Source organism: Candidatus Saccharimonadia bacterium (assembly GCA_035544015.1).
Taxonomy (GTDB): domain Bacteria; phylum Patescibacteriota; class Saccharimonadia; order UBA4664; family UBA4664; genus UBA5169.
On record DATKIP010000093.1, the window covers coordinates 55,130 to 73,364 of the forward strand.

Below are 18,235 nucleotides of genomic sequence, written 5' to 3' on the forward strand. Positions count from 1 at the left end.
ACTACATGAAGCTGTCAGAATACCGAAATAGTAGCAGCTGGCAGAAAGCCATCGATCTGGGACCCAAACTAATGGCTTTGGCAGAGGAGCTGCCCGCCAGCGAAGAAACAGGCCTGAGCCTCCAGCTGCGCCAGCTCATGGTGGAGCTACCCGCCACCATCGCCGCCGATCTGGTGCAGGAGCACAGCGACGAGCGGCTCATGCCCGCGCTCAAGTTGCTCGCCACCCTCGAGCTCATCGATCGCGTATACCCCGCGCTCGATACCGCCGGCGTGCGCAGCGAGGCCGATGCGCTGGCCGAGGGCCTCGTGTCGGGCGAGCCGGCGGCCCGCGACGCCGAGCCGCCCCAGCCGGCGCCGGCGCCCGAACGGGAGCTCGAGCCCGCCGCCACTCCGGTGCTGGCCTCAGAAGTCGGCGCCGGCTCCGAGGTGAGCGTGAGCCCCGACGGCACCGTGGGCGATCAGCCGGCCGAGCCCGCCGCCGCCAGCGCCCCGGCTCCCACCATCGTCCCCGTCACCACCGCGTCCGAGCCATCGCCACAGGAGTCCAATGTACACTCAGATAGCCAGCAATAAACGCCGCAGCCTGCTGCTCATCCTCGGCTTCATCGTCTTCGTCGGCGGGCTCGATTGGCTGTTTTCGCGCCTGCTGCACCAGCCGGCCGCCTTCATCCCCATCCTGATCGTGGCCGTCATCTACGCCGGCGTTTCATACTTCTTCTCGGCTCAGATCGCGCTCTCGATGAGCGGCGCCCGCGAGGTCCAGAAAAAAGACGCCCCCCAGCTGTACCGATTGGTCGAAAACCTCACCATCGCCGCCGGCCTGCCCACGCCCAAGGTCTACATTATTGAAGACGCCTCGCCCAATGCCTTTGCCACCGGCCGCGATCCGCAACACGCCGTGGTCGCCGTCACCACCGGCATCCTCGAGCGCCTCGAAAAAACCGAGCTCGAAGGCGTGCTCGCCCACGAGCTCAGCCATGTTGGCAACTACGACATCCGCTTCATGGCGTTGGTGACCGCCCTCGTGGCGGTAGTGTCGGTGATTTCCGACCTCCTGCTGCGGCTGTCGTTTTGGGGCGGCGGAGACGACGATGAAGGCGGCGGCAACAACAACGGCCTGCTCATCATCCTCAGCATCGTCGGCGCCATTCTCGCGCCGCTGGTAGCCGCCGTCATTCAGTTTGCCGTCTCCCGCCAGCGCGAATACCTGGCCGACTCGTCCGGCGCGCTGCTCACGCGCTACCCCGAAGGCCTCGCGCGGGCTCTCGAAAAAATTTCTGCCGACCCCCAACCCATGCAGCATGCCAATTCTGCCACCGCTCCGCTCTACATCTCCAATCCCCTCAAGGGCCGCAGTCTCGCCGGCCTCTTCGACACCCATCCGCCCATCGCCGACCGTATCAAACGCTTGCGAGAAATGGAGACCAAACAATGACAACCCGCCGCGCCGCCCGCTCAAAGCCCGCTAAGTCCACCGGCGCCTGGAAGCTGTGGGTCGCCGCGGTGGCCGACATGCGCACCCAATGGAAACGCTACCTCGCTATTCTTGCCGTCGTCACCGTCCCCCTCAATCTGTTCAACTTATTTCCTGGCCTCGCCACCGACAGCACCTTCAATCTCGCTACCCAAATCGCCGCCGTCATCATGAACGTAGCGCTCATCTGGGCTATCGTCGAGTTTGAACGCACTGGCGTCACACCTGGCATCGGCGCCGCATACTACGACGGTTCGGTCGCCATCGTACGCTTTCTCATGAGTGCACTGTTGCTCGTGCTTATGCTCGTGCCCGCCGCCTTTGCGGCCACGCTCTACATCATCGGCTTCCTGGCGGTCAGCGACGCCGGCACCATTGCCGAACAGCTCATCCTCGCCTCCATTTGCCTGCTCATCGCCGCGGTCAGTGGCTGGTGGATGGTGCGTTTCGGCTTGGCGCCCACCATCGCCGTGGCCGAAGGCGCCCGGCCGCTCGCCGCACTGCGCCGCTCGCGCCGACTCACCCTCGGCCGGTTTTGGCGCGTGTTCAGCCGCTATGCCGCCCTGGTATTCTTCATTGCCGTCACGGCTGTACCCATCGCGCTCGTCACCGCGGGGCTGTCGTATCTGAAGCTCGGCCCCATTCCTACCATTTTCTTCGGGCTCGCCACCACCTTTACGGCCTTACCACTATTGAATCTCTATCTCCTCAAGCTCTACCGCAGCCTCGAATCCACCATTAAGGCATAAAAACACCGGACTGCGCCACGCAGGGTATAATCATCACATGACCCACCAGCAAGCCCACGACCGCCTGGCCAAACTCCGCGATCAGATCAATGACTACCGCTACCACTATCACGTGCTCAATGAGAGCATCATGAGTGAAGCCGCGGCCGACTCGCTCAAACACGAATTATCCCAACTCGAAGCCAAATTCCCCGACCTCATCACCCCCGACAGCCCCACCCAGCGCGTGGCCGGCAAGCCCTCGGACCGCTTCGCCAAAGTCCGCCACTCGGTCCCCATGATCAGCCTCAATGATGTTTTCAGCCGCGACGAGGTCGAAGCCTGGGCCGATCGCATCAACAAGCTCACCCCCGGCGCCACTACCGAGCTCTTCGCCGACACCAAAATGGATGGGTTCGCCTGCGCGCTGGTGTACCAAGACGGTGCACTCACCCAAGCCGTTACCCGCGGCGACGGGCAAGTGGGGGAGGACGTCACCATGAACGTCCGCACGATCGAGTCCGTGCCGCTGCGCCTGCGCGCGTCCAAGGATCACGCCGCATTCCTGCGCGGCCGCACCGAAATCCGCGGCGAGATCGTCATGCTCAAAAAAGACTTCGAGGCCCTAAACATTGCCAACACCGAAGCCGGCCGCCCGCTGTTTGCCAACCCCCGCAACACCGCCGCCGGCACCATCCGCCAGCTCGATCCGGCGCTGGTGGCCGCGCGTCCGCTCACGTTCTTCGCTTACGACCTCCTGCGCGACGATCCCGCCGAGGTGCCCACCTACGCCTTCGCCTATGACACCATCCGGGCGCTCGGCATCAGCACGGGCCGCCACGCCACCACCTTCACCACCCTCGACGGCCTCATGCAGTTCATCGATCACTGGTCCGAGGCCCGTGCCCAGCTGCCCTTTGGCACCGACGGCATCGTGGTGAAGGTCAACGACCGCGCCGTCTACCGTGCTCTCGGCGTGGTTGGCAAGGCCCCGCGTGCCGCCGTGGCCTACAAGTACCCGGCCGAGGAAGCCACCACCGTGATCAAAGATATCGTGCTCTCGATCGGCCGCACCGGCGCCGCCACCCCCATCGCCACTTTCGACCCCGTGGTGGTTGCCGGCACCACCGTGACTCACGCCAGCCTCCACAACGCCGACGAAATCGCCCGCCTCGATGTGCGGGTAGGGGACACCGTCATCATCTACAAAGCCGGCGATATTATCCCCAAAGTACTCCAATCGCTCCCCAAGCTCCGCCCGAAATCAGCCAAACCCTTCGACATGGAGGCCGAGCTCGCCCGCCAGTATCCCGAGCTCGAGTTTGTGCGCCCCGAAGGCGAAGTGGTCTACCGCCTCGCCAATGCCTCCGGCCCGCTCCTGCTCAAAAAAGCCGTCGAGCATTATGCCAGCAAGGGCGCCCTCGACATCGACACCCTCGGTGAAAAAAACGTCATCACACTCGTCGACGCCGGCCTCGTCCAAGACCCCGCCGACATCTACGCCGTCACCAAAGACCAGCTCCTAGAGCTTGATCGTTTTGCCGACATCTCGGCCACCAAGCTCACCGACGCGATCGGGCGCGCCAAAACCCCCGAGCTCCCGCGCTTCATCTACGCCCTCGGCATCCGCCACGTCGGCCAGCAAACCGCCGTCGACCTCGCCGAGCACTTCGGCACCCTCGAAGCCCTGCAAAACGCCACCCTCGAAGACCTCGACGCCATCGACGGCATCGGCCATGTCGTCGCCGAGAGCGTGCTAGCCTACTTCGCCGACGACGACAACGCCGCCCTCCTCCGCAAATTCCATTCCCTCGGCGTCAATCCCCAGACCTACCACAAAACCACCGGCCCCCTCACCGGCGTCAATTTCGTCATCACCGGCACCCTCGGCATGGGCTCCCGCGAAGAAGTCGCCGCCAAGCTCGTCGCCCTCGGCGCCAAAGAACAAAACTCCGTGAGCAAAGACACCACCTACCTCATCGTCGGCGAAAATCCAGGGGCTTCGAAGCTCGCAAAGGCGAAGAAGCTGGGGACGAAAACGTTGGATGAGTCGCAATTGCTTTCGATGTTGAAGGCAGATTAATTAGCCTTTTTTGGTGCGTATTTATCGGTCAATATCTTCTTCGTGGTCTCACTAATATCTGAGGGTAGTCCGACGCGCATGAACAGTCGTGCAAAATTTTGCGCTAGATATTCCCTATAAGGAGAGATCAACTGGAGCTTTTCAGGATATTTACGGCAAAAGTTATCCAAATAACCAACCCTTACCGCGTAAATTCGACTTAAATCAACCACTAACGGCTCAGATGGATAGGCAGAAATTTCGGTAGAAGCCAATACCGAGAACCGAGGGTATTTCCCATTCAGCAGATCAGAAAGCTTATTGCGATTTTTAAACTCTGTTTTTCCTTTAATAAAAATTGCTAATTCATAAACCGGACATAGTTGTACATAATCAACCTTGATCCTACCGGGCTGCAGATCACATGATTGTGTCATGAGTACGACATCCTTCTCGACCACGTCCACATCAACGGTGGTATTACTAGCGTCGAGCGACACCTCTTCATCGAGAAGTTCAAGTATCGGGAGCTGGCGAAAAATATCCCCTTGTGATAGGGGTTCTGTCGTTGAAGCTAGTTGGTACCATTCTGACGCCACGAAATTTAGCCCAGCTCATTTTCATCAGAATGGTTAATGCGCGAAGGGCTGTCCTTGCGCCAGTGCTTAATATTCGCGATAAATTTTTTGCGCCGATTCGAATACCCCAAGGCTAGAGGGGCGGTGAGGATAAAACTCGAAGCTCCTCCGGTTAGCATTGATGTCGCACTAAGGACATTCTGCGAAACCGAAGAAGTGGTCTGAAAACTAGGAGAAATTGAGAATGCCGGCAGCCCAACCAAGAGAACGGCGGAGGCAACGACGGGTGCGCGCGGATATCTGAAGAACAAAAATGAACTGGCTGTTGTAGGTATCGCTTTCATTTTGCGATCTCCCCCGGAGGCGGCGACACTGCAAATACTTTTGTACCAATAAGTGAGTCATTTATGGTAAAGTTTGCTCTATAATCACCGTAAACTGAAAATGTCAACGCCTGGACCGCGATAGCCCCCCCAATTTTTTGGCTCACGGCATCATGGGGGAGTTTTAGCGCATTAATTTGCAAATTTGTATCGAGGGGCTTACCATCCGGAGCAAGTATTTTAAGCTCAAGCTGAATGGGCAATTCGTTCTCGGAATCGTTGGTGAGGGATACGCTAAACGCAAAATACATTGCAGGTGCCGCTACGGGGAGGGTGTCTGCAAAGATGCGATCATACAGATTAATGAGGCTCGCCTTGCCCTGTTCTCCGACAATTACGTTCTCGCACAAAAGCAAATATTCAGTAGTGTGTTTCATAGTACAAGTAATTATACACGCGCTAATTGTAAAGAGATATTGATGTTGCCTATAAATAAGCCGGGCAGGTGCGAACAAGTCCTCTGCACGTTTCTCGCAGATAGGCACATCTTAACTACTCGCAGGCCACGCCATCGCCGTCACGATCCAGCCCATATTTGTCGTACCCAATCACCGTCACCGGGCCGGCCACATAAGCTGGACCATTGCCGGAACCACCCGCACAATCAACATCGCTGGCTATGGGGACGCATCCCGAATAATTGGGGTCGCAGTTCGCAGCCGCGGCCGAAGTCGGCGCCGGTGCGGGGGTCGCAACGGGTGTCGCTGCCGGAGTGGCCGTTGGAGTAAGTGTCGGCGCCGGCGTAGCAGGAGCCGCCGTGGCCGCTGGCAATACCGTAGCCGCCAACGCCGCCGGTGTAGCCTCGGGCGCCGCCGGTTGCGGATTTGAAGCGGCAATTACCGCCGTAACACCAATAAGGCTTCCCAGACCAATGAGAAGCTTGCGTCGGATAGACATTTACAAAACCCCAATTTTATTGAATTATTATACGCCTAAAGCGTAGGCATAGCGAATCTGGGCTTTAGGTGGGGATCGCCAGCAGACATTACGCCCAGCCCCTGCTAAAATACATCAATGACCAATCACATCATCGAGGTTCGCGGCCTCCAAAAATCATACGGCAAGAACCACGTCCTGCGCGGGATAGACTTTACCATGGAGCGCGGCACCATGCTGGCGCTACTAGGTCCAAACGGCGCCGGCAAGACCACCACGGTGCGCATCCTGAGCACGCTGCTGCCGTTTGATGGCGGCACCATCACGGTCGACGGGCACGATCTAGGGCGCGACCCCGAGGCCATTCGCCGCATCATTGGCCTCACCGGTCAGTCGGCAGCGGTCGACGAGCTGCTCACCGGCCGCGAAAACCTAGTAATGATGGGCCGCCTCTACCGCCTCACCACTGGCAGCGCCAAACTGCGCGCCCGCGAACTGCTCGAACAGTTCGATCTTGGCGAGTCTGCCGACCGCGTCGTCTCCACCTACTCCGGCGGCATGCGCCGGCGGCTTGACCTGGCCGTGAGCCTCATTGCCACGCCGCCGGTCATCTTCCTCGACGAGCCCACCACCGGCCTCGACCCCCGCTCGCGCATCGCGATGTGGGATATCATCAAGCGCCTGATGGAGCAGGGGATTAGCATTTTGCTCACCACCCAATATCTGGAAGAAGCCGACCAGCTGGCCGACCGCATCATCGTTATTGACGACGGCCGAGTTATCGCCGAGGGCACGGCCGCGGAGCTCAAGAGCCAAGTGGGGCGCGACCGGCTTGAGCTCACATTTGCCGATGAAGCCACCACCAAGCAGGCGCTGAAGCTGCTCGGTAGCGCCTCGGCCGTCAAGCAAACCGACGACACCACCCTCAGTATGGAGATAGGCGACGTCACCACCGACGTCAACCACACCCTCACCACGCTCGCCGGCGCCGGTATCAAAGTCTCGGAACTGGCAGTTCACAAGCCCACCCTCGACGACGTTTTCCTGAGTCTCACCGGCAAGGCCAAGGTCACCGAAACCGAAAAGAAACCAGAGAAGGTCAAATAATGGCTACAACCACCAAACTCGAATTCAACCGCAGCCCGCGCTGGGTCCTGGGCATTACCGACTCACTCATAATGATCGAGCGCTCCAGCCGCCACATCTTACGCAACCGCGACCAACTCCTGGGTACGTTCTTCCAGCCCATCATGTTCCTGGTGCTGTTCGCCTCGGTCTTTGGCGGCGCTATCGAAAAAGCCCTGCCGCACGGCGTAAATTATCTTAGTTTCCTGCTGCCCGGCATCATCGTACAAACGCTGGCCTTCGGCTCCAGTACTACGGCCATCGCCATTTGCAATGACCTGGCCAAGGGTATTGTCGACCGCTTCCGCTCGCTCCCCATGAACAATCTTGCCGTGCTCACCGGGCATGTTGTTTCCGACCTCTTCCGCAACGGCATATCCACCGTCGTGATGATCCTGGCCGGCCTCGTGATGGGCTTCCGTTCCAGCGCCGGCTTCACCGATTGGCTGCTCCTGGCCGGCCTGCTCATGCTGTTCACCCTGGCATTTTCCTGGCTATCGGCCATCATGGGACTCTTTGCCAAGAGCGTCGAGGGCGTGCAATGGCTGTCGTTCCTGATCGTCTTCCCCTTCACGTTCGCCAGCACCGCCTTCGTGCCGGCCGAGGGCATGAACAAATATCTCAAGGTCTTCGCCGAAAACCAGCCCATCACGCACATCGTAGAAGCAGTGCGGGCACTCATGCTGGGCCGCCCCATTGGCGATCACGGCTGGCTGGCCGCCGTCTGGTGTGTCGCCATCCTCGCCGTATGCTTGCCGCTATCTTCCTGGCTCTTCCGCCGCCGGACCGCGCAGTAACCCCTAGCGCGCCGTCCCCACCTCATTAATCTGCGCCTGCGTCAGGGGTACCCAGGGCGAACTGTCGGCATTGGACGAAGCCGCCGCCGGACTCGCGCCCGTATTCCACCATTTGGCCTGGTAGGGCACGCCGCTAAAGAGCACGCGATCGCCGGTATTGTAGGGGGTAGTGCCCGCCCAATCCGGGTACGTCCCGGCTGGCAGCGTGAGCTGCGGTACCGGCTTTTCGCCCGGCAGCACCGGGCCCACGAGCTCCCAGGGTGTCTGCCAAGCCTGAAGTACCGGGTTGTCGGGCAGGTCACCCTGCGTCCACCACTTAGCCGAATACACGTTGTGATGCCACACCACTTTCGTACCCTGCAGATACGCGCCGGCGGTCGACCAAATCTGATAAGGGCTCGTAGCCGGATCATCCGGCTTCTGAGCCGCTGCGGTGGCGTCCGGCGAGGTCACCACGCCGGCGTTTTGCGACAAACTGCCGTTGAATCCGGTGCTCAGCGAGGCGGCGTAGTCGCCCTTGCCTTGCTTCACGCCACTGCACGAGTCCGACACGACCTTCACATCCACATAATTGCCGCTGCATTCCAGGTCGCGATTGGCCGACCACATCGACATGCGGCCCAGTTTGTGCGATGAAGCGAAGGCGTTCAACCCCTTGGCGTCCTCGGGCGTCAGCACTTCCTCGGCCTCGTCGTTTTGGCCAATCATCGGCGTAGCGCCAATCTTCGACCACAGCGTCGCGCTGCTGAGCTGAATGCCGGCCCGCTGGTACAAAACGCCGAGCTGGCGCTGCACGCCGGTGAGGGCCTTTTCGGAGGCCGTCTGCATCGACTGGCCTTTCTCGAGACTCTGGCCATAATCCATCGTCATCACATTCACACCGGCCAGATCAACGCCTTTGGCGAGCAGCTGCGCCACCGCATTGGTGCCGTCTTCGCTCAGGCCCTGCGGCGTGGCCGGCAGCGTCACCCACACGGCCAAGGGCTTGCCGGCCGCGCGCCGCTCCGCCTGCAGTTTGGCGATCGCCGTGGCGCGGCGAGCACCGGCTTCAGCATCGGTAAGTCCCGATTGCTCAAGGTCCAGATCAATCGTACTAATGTCGTATTGGTTAATAACCGACGCGTAGGCCGCCTTCAGTTTGGTGGGATCAGTACAGCTCACGGCTAGTTCACTATTTTTCAGGCCGCCAAACGACACCGCCACATCCCCGTCTTGCTGACGCAAGCGCTCGATACGCCGGTCGAGATCAAGCGAAGCGTTGGCCTGCGCCATCGTGTAGGCTCCACCCCACGACGGCGTGCAATCCGCCTGAGGCAGCGCTACCACAAACGACAGCACCGCCTCGCGGTTCGCGGTCGCACCCAGTTGCTCAAACGCAAATCGCGGCGACGCCGTGACGTCCACATAAGCCGCAAACCACGGCTTATGAACCGCCGCCGACCGCTCGGCGAGCCAGCGCTGGCCCGCGTAGGCACTGCCCACCACGACCCCCGCCACAATCAATAGACCCAGCATGACGCGCCACGGAGATAATCGCCTCACGACACCACCTCGCTCTGCTCGGTCAACGGCACCGTGCCCCGGGCGTCGCCATGGTACAGCACGGCTCGCCAATCCAGCCCCGCCTGGCCTTTGCCCGCGCCGGCGGCCGACTTCGGCTTCACCTCCACGTACATCCAGTCGGTCAGGCCGCGCCAGGTGTCGGCCAAAATGCTGAAAACACCGATGTAAGCCATGATCGCCCAGCCCGCCACTACCGCGTTAAAGCCCGCAAACGCCGCATTGCCCCAGTTGTGCGGTACCACGTCGCGCCACAGCGTAAACACCGAGAAGCCCACAATCAGCAACGGCACGATCACATACAGCATTGGCGAAACCGTGCGGTTCTTCACCTTCGGCGTGCGCGCAAACGGAATCTTTTTGCCCGAGAGCGCCTGCTGAAGTGACTTCAGCACCCCGGCTAGGTTCACCGGCAGTAAGATCAAGTTGAAGCCGTAGATGCGGAGCACGTCACTGCGCTTATAGCCGCAATACTTGAGATCGCTGGCCATGGCCAAGAAATAGGGCAGCGCCGCCAGCAGTACCAGCGGGCTCAGCAGTCGGCCGTCATACGGGTACGCCAGCAAAAAGATCAGGCCAAAGCTGGCCCACGCGATCGACGCCATGTAGTTGAGCCGCAGCAGCACCTCGGTGCGCGATACAAACTCATTGCGGCGTTTGCGCTCGCGAATAGTGGCCCACAGCTTGGGCAAAATCAGCAAGCCGCCATTGGCCCAGCGCCGCCGCTGCACAATCAGCGAACCAAAGTCCGGCGGCGTGGCGCTATAGCTCAGCCGCTCCGGGTAGTTGGTGAGCGTCCAGCCGTGCAGCGCCAGGTCCACACTCGACTCCGTGTCTTCGATCACCGTGCGGTCTTGAATGAACCGCCGAATCGCAAATCCGCCGACCCACTCCGTCTCGGCAATGTCCTCCAGCGCCTGCTTGCGAATGACCGCATTTGCCCCCACCCAAAACGTCGCGCCAAAGTGGCTCATGCCCTGATGCAAAATATGCTGAATGTCGGTCGTAGCCGCGGCCAATCGCTCGATCCGCGTAGCCGCGCCCCGAAACGACGAATACGGCGTCTGCGTCACCGCCACCCGGGCATTGCCAGGTTGCTGCAAAAAGTAAACCAGGCGCAAGCAGTAGTCGCGTAGCAGAATCGAATCCGCATCCAGCGTCAAAATAAATTCACTATCCGGCACCACCACATCACCCGGCTGGCGGCGGCTCGTCGGCACCAGCGCCGGACCATCCGGCGTCGGCATCGAGCGGTACGTGCCGCCCATGAGGCCGATGTACGAGTTGAGGTTCATGGCCTTGTTGGCCTCGTGCGACAACGACGCATATTGCTTGCGCTCAAATACCGAGATTTCGGCCTCAAAAATCCAAGCCAGCCGCCGGTATAGCTGGTGCACGCGGCTCGCCGCCAGCGGCGCCCCTTCGCGGCAAGAGGCCGTCAGTGCATCCGCCGTCAGACGCAGCTCAGCTGCCAAACTGCGCAGCACCTGGTCGCCGAAAAACACATCCACATGATCCTCAATGTCCTCCGCATCAGCCAACCTCGTCAGCCAGTCCGCCGCCCAGGTATAATGCCCGGCCAGATCCATCACCGTCATAAAGTTGGCAAATTTCGCCTTCGATTGCTTGCGCTCAAAGCGAGCCAGCGCCCCACCAAACCGTTCGCGCGGCTCTGTGAAGAGTTCCATAATGTCGCCCCCCAACGCCCGAGTCGCCTCGAGCTGCGCGGCCGCCACGGGGTCTTTGGAGTTGGGTTTGTCGTCCACGAGCAGTACCACGCGCATCCCCGGATACTCCTGAAGAGCCGCCGACATGAGCGTCTTGCGAATTACCCCCGTCTCCTCGCTATAGGAAGGCACCAGAACCGTGATCGACGATTGCACCTGCGAGAAATGCCGGTCCAGTTCAGCTCGCGGCACGCGCACGTGTTTGCCAAAACGCTGCAGCGCGCCCTGGCGAGCTATCAAATACATCAAGGCCGAGAAGGTCAAAAACGTCACCACCACCAGGTAGCTCAGGGCCTGCATCATAAATTGAAAACTGTGCGGGCCGTCAAAGAATTGGCGAATAATAGTCGACACCACATACGCGGCCCACAGGCCGATCGTCAAAACGATCGCCAAACGACTAAACGTCATTTTGCGCGTCGAAGGCCGGTCATGGACAATCGAAAGCGGCAGCGTCCGCCGCTCCGCGCCCCACTGCCGCTTTCGCAGCCGTTGTTTTTCAGTTTTTAGGCCTGGCTTAGCCAAATTAACGTTCCTTAAGGTCAAGGATTACATTTATAACACATATCATTATTTTTTACAATACATTACGACAAAAACACCCAAAAAACACAAGAAAAACGCGCCGGCGGCTGGCGCAGCCTCGCGGGCAGGCTGGCACTGAGCGCCAATTGAGCGGATAATACCAGCATAAAACGAGGCAGCCATCATGAAGGAACACAGTCATAAAGTCGCAAACGCCGGCGGCGGGGGCGTCTACGGCCTGGGCCTCATCGGGGCTCTCGTTTACTATCTGCAGCACGCTGCTTCATTTGGTGATGGCGTTCTCGGTATTTTGAAGGCCATCTTCTGGCCGGCGTTCCTGGTGTACCACCTGCTAGCACACCTCCAACTATAACGAGGGAGTATAATTTCATCATGAAGCAAAACCCCCAACGGGTGCAAAATGTGTATCTCGTGCTCACCCTGCTGAGTACCCTCGCCGCCTCGTTCATTTGGGGCGTCAACACGCTATTTTTGCTCGACGCAGGCTTGAGCATCACCGCCGCCTTCGCCGCCAACGCGCTGTTTTCGGCCGGCCAGGTTATTTTTGAAATTCCCACCGGCGTTGTCGCCGACACCATGGGCCGCCGCACGTCGTATCTGCTCGGCACACTCACGCTAGGCGTCTCCACCTTGCTCTATCTGTGGGCTTGGCAAGCGCATGCGCCGTTTTGGGCCTGGGCCGTCACCTCCGTGCTGTTGGGTCTGGGCTTTACCTTTTTCTCGGGCGCCACCGAGGCCTGGCTGGTTGATGCGCTCCATGCCACCGGCTACACCGGCACGCTCGAGGCCGTATTCGCGCGCGGCCAGATCGTGGGCGGCATCGCCATGCTCACCGGCTCCGTGGCCGGTGGCCTCGTGGCCCAGGCTACCAACCTCGGCGTGCCCTACATTTTGCGCTCTGCCGCCTTGCTTGCCACCTTTGGCGTGGCCCTCGTGTATATGCGCGATCTGGGCTTCACGCCAGTGAAGGGCGAGCGGGCCGTCAAAAATATTAAGAATATCCTGAGCGCCTCCCTCGAAAACGGCCTCAAAAAACCACCCGTACGCTGGGTAATGCTCACCGCACCTTTCTCGGCTGGTGTGGGCATTTACGGCTTTTACGCCATGCAGCCGTATTTGCTCCAGCTCTTCGGCAATCCCCACGCCTACGGCATCGCCGGGCTCGCCGCTTCGATCGTGGCCGGCGCCCAGATCTTGGGCGGCCTCACGGTGCCGTTCGTGCGCCGCCGCTTCGGCCGCCGCACCACGCTGCTCATGACCGGCATCGTCGGCAGCGCCGTGGTGTTGGCGCTCATTGGGCTCACCCACGTGTTCTGGCTAGCAGTGTTGCTGCTCATTGTGTGGGGCCTCATCTTTGCCGCCGGCTCACCCATTCGCCAGGCCTACCTCAACGGCCTCATTCCCTCGCAGCAGCGCGCCACCGTGCTGTCGTTCGACAACCTCATGGGCTCGGCCGGTTCGGTCTTTACCCAGCCGGCGCTCGGTAAGACCGCCGACATTTGGGGCTACGGCCTGTCATATGTCTTTGCCGCGGTGGTGCAAATTATGGCGTTGCCGTTTTTGGTGCTGGCGCGCCGCACTCATCCCGCCTCCGACCCCATCGTTCCTGAATCCGCCTCCAAAAAGACCGCCTCGTAAGAAGCGGTCTTTTCCATACGAACGAGCGCGTAGCTACAGATCGTTGTGGTGCGCCATGCAGTATGCGTCGCGGTTGGCTGTCTGCTGAGCGGTGTTGGTGGTCGCTAGCTTGAGCGCGTTGGCCGCGGCCGTAGATTGGGCATCAATCTGGGCTGCCACCAGCTGGTATAGCAACGGATTGTGCGTATCCACGGCCAATTTTAGCTGCTCAGCATTGCGCCAGGCCAGCTCGCGCCACCCTGCTACCAACTGGTAGTCGATGGTGCTAAAAGGCGGCGTGTTGAGGACGGCCGGCTGCCCGATTGCCGGGTCAAATCGCCGTGCTGCCTCCGCAATAGTGGGCACCTGCGCGGCCGCCAGCCACACATTATCTTTGTCGTAGTCGCCCTTGGCGCTCACGCCGTCCGGATAGGCAAGTCCCATTTCGAGCAGCGTGTAGGGCTCATCGTGCAAAATGTGCGCCGCCAGAGCAATAAACGCGTCCCCGAGGCCGCTCACTTGCTTCTGGTCGGCAGCCGCAAACGCCACCCGCCAGGCCGGTGCTACTTGGGCCGTATTGCCCGCCCGCCAGGCTTGATACTGCCGGCTATAGTAGCCCGCAAATACCGCATCTTCCTGGTTCAAATATTGCGGATTGTGGAAAAACGTGGAGTCATTTTGGGTGGTCCGAAACGCCTGCGTAATCCGCCAGTACACAAAATTAAACACTAAATTGTGATCACAGCTAGCGATCAGCGGATCAAGCTGCGCCTGCTGGGCCGCAATCGTGGCGTCCACACACGTGATGCTGCCAGTAGGGCAGGCCGTCGCCGTGCTCGGGCTCCAGCCGATCGGCGCCGGCAAGAGCAGGCCCGTCCACGGCGACGGGTCGGCCAACGCGTGCGCCGTGCCAAAGGGCATCAGCAGCGAAGCCATCACCGACACGCCGGCGGTTAAAATCTTAATGCGAGGCCAAAATCTCATACAAAACTCCTTTGTTACCAGGAAATAATACGTATTGCAGTGCGTAGTTAAAAATACCTAGGGGTACAAAATTATCAGCCTTTTCTAAGCCAAACTTTGGCACTATGCCTCTGCTAAACGAAAATAACAACAGCATGACCCCGGCCGGAGGGTATCCGGCCGGGGTCATCACGCTAACGCAGTCGTGGTACGCTAGCGTGATCGGCGCAAACGTAGAGCTCAAGGTTCTCGAGCCCCGCCTGTTCGCCGGGTTTTGCGCCCGTTTGGATCCGCGGCACGATCACCCCCTGAGCCCCATTTCCGGCGCTGAAGTCAGAGAAGTACCTCACGAGCTTGGTGTCGTCGTCGGTGTGGCCGGCCTTCACCTCCAAGATTCTGACGCTCGGTGTCGCGGTAATGTCGTACCTGCTGGCGGCGCCCTTGTTGTTCTCGGTCACGGTGATGACGCCAGCGCCGCTACCGGAAGCATCTCCGCGGCCGCCCACCTGCGTGGCGGTGGTGTAGTGCAGCGCGTAGCCGCACGTTCGCTCGTAATTGGGGTGGGGCGCCGGCAAGTGCTGTAGCCCAATTAAGCCGCCAACCAGGAGCCCCGCACCTACTGGGGCCCACCGGAAAATGCGCCTCATCGCCACCCGCTCACTTCGGCAACCGCGCAACCCGCAATGGCCGCCAGTGTTCTCTTCACGCCTATCCTTTCGACCGTAGCCCCGCGCCGGGTGCGCGAAACTAGAAATAGCCGCTCGCGAAACGCAAGCTAGGCCATGATAGGTTATAACTGCCTGGGAATGTGTTTACAAGGCTATTTTTCGAACAGCGAGGCTTCATGCGCCGCTTCCAGATCGAGGAGCCAGCGCTTACGCTCGAGGCCCGCCACGTAGCCGGCCAGACCGCCGTCGGCGCCGAGCACGCGGTGGCAGGGCACCACCACGCACAGCGGATTGCGGCCCACTGCCGTACCCACCGCCCGCACCGCCCGCGGCCGGTCGATCAGCGCCGCCAGCTGCGAATACGTGGTGTGTTCACCATACGGCGTCGCCGACAGCGCCTCCCACACTGCCCGCTGAAACGCCGTCCCCGCCGGCTCGATCGGCAGATCAAACTCCCGCAAACCGCCGGCAAAATACCGCTCAGTTTGCCGCCGCGCCGCTCGCAGCACCGGCTCCTCGGGCCGCAGTTGCCAATCTGCCGGCACGCCGTCAAAGTAGCGCTGCCCCTCAAAATGCCAGCCGGTCAAAGCCGCCTCATTGCCACTTACGTAGGCATTGCCGAGCGGCGTCTCAATAATGTCGTAATACGTCATAAAACCCTCACTATCCTCACCATAGTAGTACGCCAGCAGAAGCAGTTCCATGCCATTGACATGCTCCGCCATCCACGCGACAATTCCGCCTGCGGACTCCCATCGTCGAAACGGGGCACTATGAAGCCAATCAGGTTGGCAATAGCCGCTGGTGTCACCATGGCACTTCTCGGCGGTACGCAAGCCCGGCCGAGCCATCCGTCGCATGTAACGTCAGGTGGGTTTATCTGCGCCCGGCCGAAGCCACCTCAGGACATCTGTCACAGCGGCCAGCTGATCGATAGCAACGAGGCCTGTGTCACCGCCGGAGGCAACCCCACCTACCTCGCGCTGGCCAAAGCCTCAACAACGGCCGGCTCACCCGCCGGGTAAAGGTTGGCAAAAAGTTCCACGCCGTCCGGATTGGTTTCGGGCCTGGCCAGTGGAACGCCCTCTGTAAAGTTGGCATGGCCGAGTCCAAGTTCAACCCTAAGGCGGTGAACCCAGACAGTGGAGCGTGCGGGATCGGCCAATCCAAGCCGTGCGGCAAAATGGGGCCGTACAATCACACGACGGGCATCAGCCTCGTGCCGCCGCGGGAGCAGATCATCTGGATGTTCATCTACATCCACGACCGGCCCGACCAACGCAATCCCGACGGCGCCTGGCGGCACCACGTCGCCTACAACTGGTACCTAACGGGGCAGCAGCCAAATATCCGCCCTATACAGCCAAAATGGTGTATAAACGGTAAGGGTCTATTGTCTACCGAAAGGGGACCCTCGTGTCAAGGGGACAATCAAGGCGCCGTCTGCTCATACCAGGGGCGGTATTCGCGGTTTGTGCGGTGCTCGGCACCCTCGTCGCACTCGGGACCAACAACACCCCACCCGCCACCGAACCCTGCCTCTACACCCTCAGCTGGGATCAGCAGGGGCCGGGGAGCGGTTTCACCGGTGACACCGGGCTGTTCACGAGTCTGTCGGGCCCGTCCGCCGGCACACCCACCGCGCAGCGGACCCTGAAGTTGCAGCCATTGGGCGGCTACCGCGTCGCCGCGGCCCAGCTCTACGACGGCAAGCGGCTCGGCGACAAGTTGGTGACCGGTACGGGCGTCGGTCAGCTCTATGAGCGGAAGCTTGACGGACACACCACATCGGTGGTCTTCAGCGTCTGCGCCGGCGGCCAACCCACCACATCCTGACCCTACGGACACCGCGCCCCAAGAGGGGGGACCCTGCGGCGCCGTCCGTGGGGTCCTTTCTCTTTTTAGGCTATGTGCCCCTTGACAAATCGCCGAAATAGGACATACTCAAGGCTACTTTGCCCTAATCAAGGAGTGCGTTCGTGTATTGCATACATTGCGGCTATCGGCTGCATCCCGGCGCCGCCTTTTGCGCCCGGTGTGGCCGCAAATACCCCGCGCCGGTCCAGCATATGGACATCAAGCCCGTCTTCCGCAAAACCCCCGGTGTTGCCGAATTCGGCGAGTTCGCGCCGGCCACCTACGTCCCGGCTGCCCCCGCCGCAAACGGCTGGCTCGAAGCCGATGAGCTCCCCGGCCTGCGCCGCGAAGGCGCCATTGCTGGCTTCATCGTGGCCGCCGCTACCGGCTTCGTAGGTCTCATGGCCATGGCCGGCTTCGATATCTTCGGCGTGGGGCCGTGGAGCCTCATCGACGCCGCCATCTTCGCCCTCCTCGGCTTTGGCACGCTCAAAAACAACCGTTTGGCCGCCGCTGCCGCATTCACCCTGTTTTTGGCCGAAACCATCACCGTCTTCGCCGCCGCCGGCCAAAGCGGCACCACTGTGGGTATCGCCGGCATTATCATTCGCATGCTGCTCGTGCGCAGCTTTTATCGCGGCGTGAAGGGCGTGCTCTCGAGCCACCCCGGCCGTTTCTCGCTCCAAGCGGCCGCCGGCGCGCACATTCTCCTCCGCCCGCTGTACCTGCTCACGGCCGGGCTTTCGCTCGCCGGCATTGCGGCCGGTATCGCACTCAGTAGCCTCGCGGCCCTCTAGCCGCTATAGGCTTGCCCGCGCCCATAAATGAAGGTATAACCAAACGTGGCGTCCGCGTTTGCGGCGCTATCCGGACCGAAAGGTGTATACCCGTGCGTAGATGGGGAACAGTGGGATTGGTCGCCGTGGTCGTGGTCGGGGCCGCGGCGATTATCGCCACCGGTTACAGCAGCACCAAGTGCAATATCAGCACCTCGTGGCAGCGCACCACGAGTGCGGTGTCGAGCGCCGATGCCAGCCGGCTCGAGCTCGCCGTCGACCCGGCTGGCGGTACCTACACGGTGACGCCAACGGGCGCCAAGATCGCCACCGTCACCATTACGTACACCGACGCCACCGTCGCGACCCGCATCACCGTCAACTCCACGGCCGTCTATCACGGCCAGTTGCCGCCGGGCGCCGATTCCGTCACCGCTCGGGGCAGCCGGTGCATCCATCCGTCTCGGCGGTAGAGGGCCCCTCAGTCCCTCGGGGG

The 18,235-nt window shown here is 60.9% G+C and carries 20 protein-coding genes and 1 pseudogene; 12 read left to right on the top strand and 9 right to left on the bottom strand.

Translation table 11 applies throughout. From position 1 onward, the window contains the following. Positions 1–5: 5 nt before the first annotated feature. Genes VMT30_06665 through ligA form a run of 4 tightly spaced genes read left to right on the top strand, consistent with a single transcriptional unit; the run spans position 6 to position 4,287 of the window. Positions 6–575 (top strand): four helix bundle protein, encoded by a 570-nt coding sequence (locus VMT30_06665; GenBank protein ID HVQ44616.1) that lies wholly within the window; start codon positions 6–8, stop codon positions 573–575. Continuing rightward, complete coding sequence (htpX, locus tag VMT30_06670) at positions 550–1,437, top strand: zinc metalloprotease HtpX (protein HVQ44617.1); 888 nt, start codon at positions 550–552, stop codon at positions 1,435–1,437. The genes VMT30_06665 and htpX overlap by 26 nt, the downstream gene beginning before the upstream one ends. After that, positions 1,434–2,225: a hypothetical protein gene (locus VMT30_06675; GenBank protein HVQ44618.1), complete on the top strand. Its 792-nt coding sequence runs from the start codon at positions 1,434–1,436 to the stop codon at positions 2,223–2,225. Before htpX ends, VMT30_06675 begins: the two co-directional genes overlap by 4 nt. Positions 2,226–2,262: 37 nt before the next feature. Next, entirely contained in the window at positions 2,263–4,287 is a 2,025-nt protein-coding gene (ligA, locus tag VMT30_06680; GenBank protein ID HVQ44619.1) for an NAD-dependent DNA ligase LigA, read from the top strand. On the opposite strand, the gene VMT30_06685 is transcribed toward ligA, so the two are convergent. The 4 genes and pseudogenes from VMT30_06685 to VMT30_06700 form a co-directional block, all read right to left on the bottom strand. Then, complete coding sequence (locus VMT30_06685) at positions 4,284–4,865, bottom strand: hypothetical protein (protein HVQ44620.1); 582 nt, start codon at positions 4,863–4,865, stop codon at positions 4,284–4,286. The two genes, ligA and VMT30_06685, sit on opposite strands and share 4 nt — an antisense overlap. Positions 4,866–4,870: 5 nt before the next feature. After that, complete coding sequence (locus VMT30_06690; protein ID HVQ44621.1) at positions 4,871–5,188, bottom strand: hypothetical protein; 318 nt, start codon at positions 5,186–5,188, stop codon at positions 4,871–4,873. Further along, positions 5,185–5,604, bottom strand: coding sequence for a hypothetical protein (locus tag VMT30_06695; GenBank protein HVQ44622.1), 420 nt, complete (start codon positions 5,602–5,604; stop codon positions 5,185–5,187). Before VMT30_06695 ends, VMT30_06690 begins: the two co-directional genes overlap by 4 nt. A gap of 115 nt (positions 5,605–5,719) precedes the next feature. Next, positions 5,720–5,890 (bottom strand): annotated as a pseudogene (locus tag VMT30_06700) (excalibur calcium-binding domain-containing protein). Between the two features lie 351 nt (positions 5,891–6,241). On the opposite strand from VMT30_06700, the gene VMT30_06705 reads away from it, so the two are divergent. Both VMT30_06705 and VMT30_06710 read left to right on the top strand, forming a co-directional pair. Continuing rightward, on the top strand, positions 6,242–7,210 hold the full coding sequence (locus VMT30_06705; protein HVQ44623.1) for an ATP-binding cassette domain-containing protein: 969 nt from the start codon (positions 6,242–6,244) through the stop codon (positions 7,208–7,210). Beyond that, positions 7,210–8,025, top strand: a complete 816-nt coding sequence (locus VMT30_06710) for an ABC transporter permease (GenBank protein ID HVQ44624.1) — start codon at positions 7,210–7,212, stop codon at positions 8,023–8,025. Before VMT30_06705 ends, VMT30_06710 begins: the two co-directional genes overlap by 1 nt. 3 nt (positions 8,026–8,028) lie before the next feature. Here the strand turns inward: VMT30_06710 and VMT30_06715 are convergent, their stop codons facing one another. Beyond that, the gene (locus VMT30_06715; protein HVQ44625.1) at positions 8,029–9,567 is read right to left on the bottom strand and encodes a chitinase; all 1,539 of its coding nucleotides are present in this window, start codon (positions 9,565–9,567) and stop codon (positions 8,029–8,031) included. After that, complete coding sequence (locus VMT30_06720) at positions 9,564–11,723, bottom strand: glycosyltransferase family 2 protein (GenBank protein HVQ44626.1); 2,160 nt, start codon at positions 11,721–11,723, stop codon at positions 9,564–9,566. Before VMT30_06720 ends, VMT30_06715 begins: the two co-directional genes overlap by 4 nt. Positions 11,724–12,021: 298 nt before the next feature. On the opposite strand from VMT30_06720, the gene VMT30_06725 reads away from it, so the two are divergent. Together VMT30_06725 and VMT30_06730 are read left to right on the top strand one after the other, a co-directional pair. Further along, on the top strand, positions 12,022–12,210 hold the full coding sequence (locus VMT30_06725) for a hypothetical protein (GenBank protein ID HVQ44627.1): 189 nt from the start codon (positions 12,022–12,024) through the stop codon (positions 12,208–12,210). Between the two features lie 20 nt (positions 12,211–12,230). Continuing rightward, positions 12,231–13,496 carry an MFS transporter gene (locus tag VMT30_06730; protein ID HVQ44628.1) on the top strand — a complete coding sequence of 422 codons (1,266 nt, stop codon included), beginning with the start codon at positions 12,231–12,233 and terminating at the stop codon, positions 13,494–13,496. Between the two features lie 33 nt (positions 13,497–13,529). Here VMT30_06730 and VMT30_06735 read toward each other — a convergent pair whose 3' ends face one another. The 3 genes from VMT30_06735 to VMT30_06745 all read right to left on the bottom strand — a co-directional run bounded on the left by VMT30_06735 (position 13,530) and on the right by VMT30_06745 (position 15,810). After that, a complete protein-coding gene (locus tag VMT30_06735; GenBank protein ID HVQ44629.1) occupies positions 13,530–14,459 on the bottom strand; it encodes a DUF5995 family protein in 930 nt (309 codons plus the stop codon). Between the two features lie 173 nt (positions 14,460–14,632). Next, on the bottom strand, positions 14,633–15,085 hold the full coding sequence (locus VMT30_06740) for a hypothetical protein (GenBank protein ID HVQ44630.1): 453 nt from the start codon (positions 15,083–15,085) through the stop codon (positions 14,633–14,635). A gap of 173 nt (positions 15,086–15,258) precedes the next feature. Further along, a complete protein-coding gene (locus VMT30_06745) occupies positions 15,259–15,810 on the bottom strand; it encodes a methylated-DNA--[protein]-cysteine S-methyltransferase (protein HVQ44631.1) in 552 nt (183 codons plus the stop codon). A 69-nt stretch (positions 15,811–15,879) separates the two neighbouring features. Here VMT30_06745 and VMT30_06750 point away from each other — a divergent pair, with 69 nt between their 5' ends. From VMT30_06750 to VMT30_06765, 4 genes are all read left to right on the top strand, one after another. After that, positions 15,880–16,131: a hypothetical protein gene (locus tag VMT30_06750; GenBank protein HVQ44632.1), complete on the top strand. Its 252-nt coding sequence runs from the start codon at positions 15,880–15,882 to the stop codon at positions 16,129–16,131. 391 nt (positions 16,132–16,522) lie between these two features. Next, the gene (locus VMT30_06755; GenBank protein ID HVQ44633.1) at positions 16,523–16,942 is read left to right on the top strand and encodes a hypothetical protein; all 420 of its coding nucleotides are present in this window, start codon (positions 16,523–16,525) and stop codon (positions 16,940–16,942) included. A gap of 143 nt (positions 16,943–17,085) precedes the next feature. Then, positions 17,086–17,760, top strand: a complete 675-nt coding sequence (locus VMT30_06760) for a zinc ribbon domain-containing protein (GenBank protein ID HVQ44634.1) — start codon at positions 17,086–17,088, stop codon at positions 17,758–17,760. Between the two features lie 92 nt (positions 17,761–17,852). Then, complete coding sequence (locus VMT30_06765; protein HVQ44635.1) at positions 17,853–18,212, top strand: hypothetical protein; 360 nt, start codon at positions 17,853–17,855, stop codon at positions 18,210–18,212. Positions 18,213–18,235: the final 23 nt, after the last annotated feature.